Here is a 9390-nt window from a genome sequence, read left to right on the forward strand (position 1 = left end):
TCTTAGGTCGAACTCGACCTAAGAAAGGCTATGTCACCAACATCCCCGCCACCCTGATGGAACCCGGCGAGGTGATCGGCAAGTATCACGACCTCTGGCACGTCGAGCAGTCGTTCCGCATGTCGAAAACTGACCTGAGAGCCAGGCCGATCTTCCACCGCACCCGCGACGCGATCGAAGCGCACCTGACCATCGTGTTCGCCGCCCTGGCGGTGTCCTACCTGGCCCAACACCGCAGCGGACTAGCGATCGGCAACGTCCTCAAACGACTCCGACCTCTCCGCTCGGCCACCATCGCGATCAACGGCACCCGACACACATTCCCACCCGAACTCGACCCCGACACCCGCGACCTCATCGACAAGATCACCGGACCCGGACTCACGCACTAACGAAATGAGCCAACTCAGGAGACGGCCGGCGGCCGCGCCGCGGCCGACACCGCCCCTGATTCCGGGTTCGGCGCGTAGCGACCCCTTCGTCTCGGTTCCCGGTCGCGGTCGCCTGGGGGTGAGAGGGTGCGGGGTATGACATTGCGGCTGCCGACCACTCTCGCGACCGACTCGGATACTGCGGCAATCGCGGCGCTGACGAAGTACTACGACCGCCCGTACCTGGGCGACGACGCCTACGTCGGCGCGCACTTCGACTCCTGGTCCAGCACCGGTAATCGGGCCGGGGAGGCGGACCGGTTCACCGCGGACGACCTGGTTGCGGCGGGTGTTCCTGTCCGTGCAGATCCCACCGGCCGCGGCACGGGTCATCCTCGACACCGATGCGGAGGCGCTGAACGCCCTTCTCCGGGCGGTAGGCCCGGATCGGGACCGGGTTTGACGAACCGGACTCGCTGACCCCGGGGTGGCCTGCCTGGGACCTGGAAACGGCCCTGTGGGCGTTGCCGGGGATCGGCCGAACGAAGGCAACCAAGCTGATCGCCCGCAAACGCCCCCGGCTCTACCCGATCTGGGACTCCGTTGTCAGTCAGGTCCTGGGCACCGAGCGAGCACATCTGAACCCGGTCCGGGAGGCGCTGCGGGCCGATGACGCGGCCTTGCACCACCGGCTGCTGAACGTCCGCGACACCGCCGGTTTGCCCGAGGAGATCTCGGCACTGCGGGTGTTCGACCTCAACGAACAGATCGAGGAGTTACGTGAGGCTGCACCCTTGGAGTGGACACCCCTGATGCCATGTAGGGGCGGGGCCTCCCGCTCCAGGTGGTTCCTGGCGAATGCTGGGGGTCTCAAGTTCCATCACGGCGTAGGAGGCCCCTATGGACGAGTATGAAGGAAAACAGATTGTCGGGATCGATCTGCACAGGCAGCGATCGGTGATTGTCCGTCAGACGGACACCGGTGAGCAACTGGCGGTAGTGCGAATCGTCAACGACCCGGTGGCGCTGGCGCTGCAGATCGAGAAGGCGGGTCCGAACCCGGAGGTGGTGCTCGAGGCCACATACGGGTGGTACTGGGCTGTTGATGCCTTAGAGGCGGCCGGCGCGAGTGTGCATCTCGCGCATCCGCTGGGTGTGAAGGGATTTCGGTATCGGCGGGTCAAGAACGATGTCCGTGACGCCGGCGATCTGGCGGATCTGCTGCGGATGCATCGGTTACCCGAGGCCTGGATTGCCCCGCCTGCCACACGGGAGCTACGTGAACTGGTGCGCTATCGGGCGAAGGTCGTGGCTCTGCGCTCGGGGCTGAAGGCCCAGGTGCACGCCGTGCTCGCGAAGGCGGGAGTCTTGATCCCGGTGTCGGACCTGTTCGGTGTCACCGGACGCGCGAAGCTGGCGCGGGTGCCGCTCGGGGACGCGTATGCCCAGCGGGTGACCTCTTTACTCGAACTCATCGATGTCCTAGATGCTCACGAGGCGAGGTTCACCGCTGGGATCGCCGGCGAACTGCACCACCATCGCGGCTATACGGCAATCCAGGCACTGCCCGGCGTCGGACCCACCTTGGCCGCGGTCTTTGTCGCCGAGATCGGAGACGTGCACCGGTTCGCCGATCCCGCTCACCTGTGCTCATGGGCCGGTCTGACCCCCAAACACCGCGAATCAGACACGGTGGTGCACCGCGGTCACATCACAAAGCAGGGCTCCAAGCTGGTCCGCTGGGCTGCGGTCGAGGCCATCCAACGACACCCGGACACGTCCAAGATCTCGGCCGACCGCAAACGCATCGAAGCCCGCCGCGGCCGGAATATCGCCAAGGTCGCCGCGGCCCGCAAACTGCTCACGCTCGTCTACTACGGGCTGCGGGATGGGCACATCCGCGCACTGTCCCACGGGCAGACGGCAGCATGAGCAGCTCGGACGCAACATGCGCGAGGTCGCTCCATTGTCTGACCCCTCCCCGTGAGCGTGGTCGTCACCCTGATTGATCCCGCATGTTGCAGCGCACCGCTCCATGCCCGCACCGCCGGGCGAAGGGATGACCGGCAGCCGAGTACTGCCTCGGCCCTGCCCACCCCACCAACGTTGGAGACGTTGCACCACAACCACATAACAACGACTTGATGCATCGAGGAGGCCCGAGAGTATTCGGACCCTCGCGATTCTGGCGCAGGATCGGTCCGGTATCAAGACCATTCGTCCTCGCTGCCGCTGCGGGCGCTGTGTCTGGACACCCCGCCCGATCCGGCGCTGCCCATTCATAGCCCGAAACCTTCGAAACGGGGCGTTGACAAGGCCCCGCTCCTACAGGGATGACAATGGTTCTAGTAGAGCCAGGAGGGATGTCGAAGTGGGACGCCAGTCTCTGTACACGGAGGAATTCCGGAAAGACGCGATCGCGCTGTACCGCGCGGCCGACGGCCAGCGCACATACGCGGCGGTCGCCGCGGACCTGGGCATCAGTGGCGAAACGCTACGGACGTGGGTCCGCAAGGACACCGCCCGCAATGGACGCCAGGAGGCCCGCAGCACCGCCGGTGGGGAAACCCAAGCGGACGAGCTCGCGCGGCTGCGGGCAGAGAACGCCCGGTTACGCGGTGCCGAGAAGGAATGGCAGCTCGAACGCGACATCCTGCGCCGGGCAGCCGCGTATTTCGCGAAAGAGGTGAAGTGAAGACCCGCCGCTGGGACTTCATCTCCGACCATCGCGCCGAGTTCGGCGTGCAGCGGCTGTGCCGGGTGCTGGGAACCTCCCGCTCCGGTTACTACAGGCACCTGGCCACCGAGGATGCTCGCGCCGAGCACGCGGCGGAGGAGGCTGCGACAGTCGCCGAGATCCGCGCCATCCATGCCGAGCACCGCAGCGCCTACGGCGCCCCGCGCGTTCACGCCGAACTCCGCTCCCGCGGACGCAAGATCAACCGCAAACGGGTGACCCGGCTGATGCGAATCCACCACGTGGTCGGCCGGCACCTGCGCCGCAGCAAGCGCACGACCATCGCGGACAAGTCGGCTCCGTCGGTGCCGGATCTGGTGATGCGAGACTTCACCGCTACGGCTGTCGATACCAAATGGTGTGGGGACATCACCTACATCCCCGTGGGATCCTCGTGGTTGTTCTTATTAGTTACGTGGAATCACGCCGGGGGTCGGTTGTTCGTCCCGCGGTGTCACCACGAGCTGAGGGGCCCTGTTGACTGTGTCGATGATCTTGGAAGAGAAGTGGCCGGTCCTGTGCCGGCACGAGCGGGCGGCCGAGTGGTTGCAGATCTGGACCGATCTGGGGCGGGCGCCTCGCACGATCGATGCGTACGCTCGCGGCCTGGCCGAGTACCTGCTCGTCTGCGAGCGTGAAGGCGTCGATCCGGTTGTCGCGACCCGGGCCCAAATCGCCTTGTTTGTAAGGGACTTGCGGACTCGACCGAGTCGGCGCGGTACCAATGTTGTCGCGTTGGACTCGGGTTCGGGTCTGGCGAACGCGACGCTGCAGCAGCGACTGGTTCCGGTGCGGTTGTTCTACGACTTCCTGGTCGAGGAGGGGGTCCGCGAGTCCAACCCGGTCGGTCGCGGGCGTTACACGCCGGGCCGGCACTTCGGTGGGCAGCCCCGGCCGCTCGTCCCGCGGATGGTCAAGTTGCCGTGGATCCCCGGCGAGGCCGAGTGGTTGCAGCTGCTCGACGTTTTCCGGCTCGAGCCGATCCGTAACCGGCTGATGCTGGCGCTGGCCTACGACTCGGCGCTGCGCCGTGAAGAGCTGTGCTCGCTCCGTACCGACGATCTCGATCCCGCGCACCGCATGCTGCGGGTGCGGCCGGAGACGACCAAGACCCGTCGAGGGCGGGTGGTGCCGTACTCTGCGGCGACCGGGGTGCTGCTGTCGGGCTACCTCGCCCACCGGGCCGGGATCAGCCGCGCCCGGGGGCCGCTGTTCTTGTCCGAGTCACGGCGCAATTTCGGTGAGCCGCTGAGCTTGTGGAGCTGGTCGAAGGTGGTGCGGCGAGTCGCGTTGGCTGCTGATGTTCCGCAGTTCTCTACGCATACCACCCGACACCTGTGTCTGACCGACCTGGCGCGAATGGGCTGGGAGCTGCATGCGATCGCAACCTTCGCCGGGCACCGTTCCACCGAGTCGACGCTGACCTATATTCACCTGTCGGGTCGGGATCTTGCGGAGAAGCTGAATCGTGCAATGACGCACCTGCATGCGCAGCGCATCAGCATGCTCACCGCACCCGACGGGACGGGTCCGGCGTGACCGCCGCGGTTCGTGCCGTCGGCGAGGCGGATGCCACGTGGCCGGCGTCGACGTTTCCGGTGTCCCTCGAACGCTACGATCGCCGGGAGGAGCTGACCGATGCGGAGCGCCGAGCACTGCGCGATTTGAGCCCGAAGGCGTTGCGCCGCAATAGAGCGCGGGGAATCCCACGCCGGACCGCGACCCACTGGACGGCGCTGGTGCGGCTCGTCGAGCCGCTCGACACCGCGCGGGCCGGGTTGCATCATGGCGATGACGCCCGGTTTCGGCGGGCCGGGGCGCACGCGGCCGCTATCATCTTGCAGAACTGCGCGGACACCGGCCGGTCCTACTGGGCGTGGACGAGCGAGGACTGGGCGCAGCTGTGTGGTTCGAGCGCCGAGGCCTTCGTCGCGGCCAGGGAACTGCCTACCGAGACCACCGTGCGTCCCTTCCTCGTCGCTCTGGCCTATCTGCTCGGCAGCTTCGACGCCTTCCAACTATTGGGCACATTCAACCGGCTGCACCTGGCCCGCCTCGTCTTCGGCGCCGAGGCGATCGAGGAGTCGATGCGCCAGGCCAGCGCGGTCCTGGACCAGTGGGGGTACCGCGGCGTCTTTATCGGCAAACACCGACTGCGCGGGGGGCTCAGCCAGGCCCTGCTGATCAACCGCAGTTCCAGGCTCGAGGATCTGGATACCGCGGCATTCGACCGGCTGCGCGTGCACCCAGCCACCAACGATCACCAAGGCGAGATGCTCTACGCGCTCCAACGTGCCGTCGCCGCACTCGGACACTGCGACCCGCCGGTGCGCACCGGAGACAACCCCTACGCCGTCATCGAAGGCACCACCGACAGCTGGGCCAACTGGGTCGCCCGTTGGCACGACACCTCCACGCTCACCCCGCGGGTCCGCAGGACCATCCGCACCATCCTGGCCAAGGCCGGGCGGTGGCTCGCCGCCGAACATCCCGAGATCACCGAACCCGGGCAATGGACCCGCCAGACCAGCGCCGCCTGGGTCGCGGCCGTGGACCGCATGACCGTCGGCGACTACGTCCAACGCCGCGACCACCTCCGCGCCCGCACCGGAGACCCGATCTCCCCACGCACCAAAGCCCACATTCTCATGGCCACCCGCACCTTCTTCCGCGACTGCCAGGAGTGGGAATGGATCGATCGTCGCTTCGACCCGGCCCGGGCACTCGCACTGCCCCGCAGCGTGTCCGCACTGATCGGCACCAACCCGCGTGTCATTGCCGACGATGTGTGGGCGAAGCTGCTCTGGGCCGGGCTCAATCTCGACTCGAGTGACCTGCCCGGCAATTCCGCCCACACCTACTACCCAATGGAGCTGATCCGGGCGATCACACTGACCTGGCTCTTCGGCGGACTGCGCAGCGACGAGCTATCGCGGCTGCGAGTTGGCTGCGTGCGTTGGCAACACGACGGTCAGCCCATTGCTGCCGACTCACCCGACGTGCTCGCTGAGGACGCCGTCTGCCTGCTGGAGGTCCCCGTCCACAAGACCGGCACCGCGTTCACGAAACCCGTCGATCCCCTTCTGGGACAGGCGCTCGAGGCCTGGCAAGCCCTGCGCCCGCCTCAGCCGAAGACACTCGACCGCAAGACCAGCGAACAGGTGGACATGCTCTTCGCCTTCCGCGCGCACCCGGTCGCAAAGAACTACATCAACCGCACGATCATTCCCGCGCTCTGCGCCAAGGCCGGTGTTCCGAGCAGCGACGTCCGCGGCAACATCACCAGTCACCGGGCCCGCTCCACGATCGCGACCCAGCTCTACAACGCCAAGGAACCGATGACACTGTTCGAGCTGCAGGCCTGGCTCGGCCACCGCACCCCGAACACCACCCAGCACTACGCGAAAATCACCCCGAACACGCTGTCCAAGGCCTACAACGAAGCCGGCTACTTCGCCCGCAACGTACGCACCATCGAAGTGCTCGTCGACCGCGACGCCGTCACCTCCGGCGGCGCCGCCACCGGCCAACCCTGGCAGCACTACGACCTCGGCCACGGCTGGTGCAGCTACACCTTTTTCGAGCAGTGCCAGCACCGGATGGCCTGCGCACGCTGCGACTTCTACACGCCGAAAGACTCCAGCAAAGCCCAGCTACTCGAGGCCAGCGGCAACCTACAACGCATGCTCACCAGCATCCCGCTCACCGACGACGAACGCGCCGCCGTCGATGACGGACACACCGCCGTCGCGGCGCTGCTCGAGCGCCTCACCGACCTCCCTACACCCGCCGGGCCCACCCCACGAGAGATCGGTACGTCCCCGACCGTGACCCTGCTGCCGATCGTGCAAGTCCGACACGGAGAACCCTGATGAACTTGACAATCCTGATTCCACATAATGGCCACGGTGATCGACATCTGCTCACGCCGGGTGGTGGGCTGGTCCATCGCCGACCACATGCGCACCGATCTCGTCACGGACGCGATCGAGATGGCGGTGCGCACCCGCGGCGGTGACGTCGGTGGCGTCATCTTCCACAGCGACCGCGGAACGCAGTACACCGCAGCAGCTTTCGTCGATGTATGCCGCCGTCATGGGATTCAGCAAAGTCGAGGACGGGTCGGCTCGAGTTACGATAATGCTCTCGCCGAGTCGTTCTTCCAAGGACTCAAGAGGGAGTGGTTGCACGGACGGAGTTGGACGTCGAAGTCGCAGGCACGGCTGGACCTGTTCGAGTGGCTCTCGTACTTCAATCGACGTCGCCGTCACTCCGCCCTCGGATACCTCACCCCAGTGGAATTCGAACAACGACTCATCGCCTCGTCTACGCTGTCAGTCGCCGCATGAAATCCGGTGTCCACTCCCGAGGGGCAACCTCATACGTGGTCCGTGCGAGGACCTGGCGATGGCGCTGCTGGCGTTGCAGGGACCGGTGGCACGGGATCTGCGTCAGGTTGTCACCGGTGTGCACCTGGTGACGGATCTGAGTCGGATGGGCGGGCTGGTGCAGCATGTGGCCGAGAGTGTCCGCCGCCGCCATCCCGAGCACGTCGCCTCCGGTGAGGCGGAGGAATTGCTCTCCCAGATGGGGCGGGTGGCGACCGAGTTGGCCGGCCTCGCCGAACGGGTCCTGCGCACGCACGATCCTGATCTGGCCGTCGAGATCGGCAGACGCGACGACGAGCTCGACGACCTGCATCGTCGGCTGCTCACCCTGATCGAGGATCCGGCCTGGACCGGCACCGTCCCGGCCGCGGTCGATGTGACCTTGTTGGGGCGTTTCTACGAGCGCTTCGGTGACCATGCCGTTACCGTCGGGCGCCGGGTGGTTTTCCTCGTCACCGGGGAACAGGTGACCCCGTAGGTCGTCGCCGTCGCGGGCCGCATCGCCGCGGCCGATCCGAGTGTGGACTTCGCCCTGCCCGTTGGTGTGCGCGTTCGGTCCGTTGGTGGCGTGTTTCGTCATGTCGATGGAGCTGTTCTTCACCCCCGACTGAACCTGCTATTCGGGTTGTTTGAGGGCGTCGGTGATGCGGTTGTGGATCAGGTTTCGAGGTTCTGGCCGGCGGTGTGGGCGGCGGTGTGGGCGCGGGTGTATTCGTCGTCGCTGAGCCGGATGGGGATGCGGTGGGCGGGACCGGGGGTGGGCTGCTGGGCGAGTTCGTGTCTGAGGTGCTCACGCATTTCGCCGATGGGCAGGGTTACAAGGGTGGGTGAGGATTTTCAGCGCCGGTGGAGGCGGGGTCGTCGAGTAGGGCCAGGAGGAGGTGGTCGGTGCCGATTTCCTCGTGCCCGAGCAGGGCGGTCTGGCGCAGGCTGGCTTCGAGGACCTTCTTCGTCTTCGGGGTGAATGGGATGTGCCCGGCGGCCGGGGCGGATGCCGCCGGTGCGCTGGCGCCCTGGAGCTTGCTCTCGAGTGCCGGCGCGCTGACGCCCCATGAGGTCAGCGCTGACGCTCCGGGGCCGCCGGCGTCGAGGATCCCGACCAGCAGGTGTTCGGTGCCGACGCCAGTTCTGGTGGTGGGTGCGGGCGGCGCCGGCGGCGAGGACGACCACTTGACGGGCTTGATCGGAGAATCTCTCGAACACCATGACGCGCTCCCTCCCAGGCGTCGCCGCGAGCGACGCAAGTACTGCTGAATTCTCTGCTGTTCATTCTGGGGGGTGTGTGGGTGGTTATGGGTGGGATCGATGCGACATTGGCACCCTTGGGCGTAATGGTGCTGTGACCTGGTGTGATGACATGTCCCCGGTTTGTGATGTGGGGGTGCCGGCGACGGAGTGCCGGCGTCGGCGGCGCGCGGGTGCCCGTTTCGTCCGTTTTGGAGGCGGATTTGAAAGATGTTGATTGGCAACGTGTTTCGGTAATCGATTGGAAAGTAACGATTTATGGCGTGTTGTGCACAAATACCAGATTGTAAGTTTCGAAAAGTGTTGTAGATCAATATTTTTGAGTGTTTGTTGATTCTATTCTGTTTTGGATTGCTCGGGGTAAGGTGGTATGCTTGTGGGCATGACATGGAGCGGCGCGGGAAGGCGAGTGGGTGGCGGGTCGGGCGCACCATCCCGCCTCCCCAGCCTCGTTGGGGTGTGGGGGACCGGATTGAACGGTGCGATTAAAAGCGCAGGTGAAAACCCAATCTCGGAAACTCAGAGGAGCGAAGCGACTCGATCGACGGCAACGGGAATCGACCCACTGCGAGCCGCGCAGCGGCTCCCTGGCGGGGAGCGAAGCGACTCGCCCCGTCTCCCGGCGCGGAGCGCCGGGAGCAGCGCCGCG

Annotated in this window: 7 protein-coding genes and 4 pseudogenes; 9 read left to right on the forward strand and 2 right to left on the reverse strand. The window is 66.0% G+C overall.

Translation table 11 applies throughout. The features are described 5' to 3' along the window. Positions 1 to 20 precede the first annotated feature (20 nt). The 9 genes and pseudogenes from ROP_RS35920 to ROP_RS35955 all read left to right on the forward strand — a co-directional run. A pseudogene (locus tag ROP_RS35920) lies at positions 21 to 392 on the forward strand (IS1634 family transposase); the annotation flags it as partial. Between the two features lie 135 nt (positions 393 to 527). Next, entirely contained in the window at positions 528 to 851 is a 324-nt protein-coding gene (locus ROP_RS44915) for a DUF6308 family protein (RefSeq protein WP_015890903.1), read from the forward strand. Positions 852 to 895: 44 nt separating this feature from the next. Then, complete coding sequence (locus ROP_RS44920; RefSeq protein ID WP_015890904.1) at positions 896 to 1285, forward strand: DUF6308 family protein; 390 nt, start codon at positions 896 to 898, stop codon at positions 1283 to 1285. Further along, positions 1272 to 2303, forward strand: a complete 1032-nt coding sequence (locus ROP_RS35930) for an IS110 family transposase (RefSeq protein ID WP_015890905.1) — start codon at positions 1272 to 1274, stop codon at positions 2301 to 2303. Before ROP_RS44920 ends, ROP_RS35930 begins: the two co-directional genes overlap by 14 nt. Positions 2304 to 2742: 439 nt before the next feature. After that, positions 2743 to 3515, forward strand: a pseudogene (locus ROP_RS41740) (IS3 family transposase); the annotation flags it as partial. A gap of 82 nt (positions 3516 to 3597) precedes the next feature. Continuing rightward, positions 3598 to 4647 (forward strand): tyrosine-type recombinase/integrase, encoded by a 1050-nt coding sequence (locus ROP_RS35940; RefSeq protein WP_043826076.1) that lies wholly within the window; start codon positions 3598 to 3600, stop codon positions 4645 to 4647. After that, positions 4644 to 6980 carry a tyrosine-type recombinase/integrase gene (locus ROP_RS35945; RefSeq protein ID WP_012686759.1) on the forward strand — a complete coding sequence of 779 codons (2337 nt, stop codon included), beginning with the start codon at positions 4644 to 4646 and terminating at the stop codon, positions 6978 to 6980. Before ROP_RS35940 ends, ROP_RS35945 begins: the two co-directional genes overlap by 4 nt. 27 nt (positions 6981 to 7007) lie before the next feature. Further along, a pseudogene (locus ROP_RS35950) lies at positions 7008 to 7457 on the forward strand (IS3 family transposase); the annotation flags it as partial. A gap of 31 nt (positions 7458 to 7488) precedes the next feature. Then, positions 7489 to 7974 (forward strand): annotated as a pseudogene (locus ROP_RS35955) (phosphate signaling complex PhoU family protein); the annotation flags it as partial. A gap of 179 nt (positions 7975 to 8153) precedes the next feature. Here the strand turns inward: ROP_RS35955 and ROP_RS44470 are convergent. Both ROP_RS44470 and ROP_RS35965 read right to left on the reverse strand, forming a co-directional pair. Further along, entirely contained in the window at positions 8154 to 8294 is a 141-nt protein-coding gene (locus tag ROP_RS44470; RefSeq protein WP_231869025.1) for a hypothetical protein, read from the reverse strand. 17 nt (positions 8295 to 8311) lie between these two features. After that, positions 8312 to 8740 carry a Clp protease N-terminal domain-containing protein gene (locus ROP_RS35965; RefSeq protein WP_015890909.1) on the reverse strand — a complete coding sequence of 143 codons (429 nt, stop codon included), beginning with the start codon at positions 8738 to 8740 and terminating at the stop codon, positions 8312 to 8314. Positions 8741 to 9390 lie beyond the last annotated feature (650 nt).

It is taken from the genome of Rhodococcus opacus B4 (assembly GCF_000010805.1).
Taxonomy (GTDB): Bacteria; Actinomycetota; Actinomycetes; order Mycobacteriales; family Mycobacteriaceae; genus Rhodococcus_F; species Rhodococcus_F opacus_C.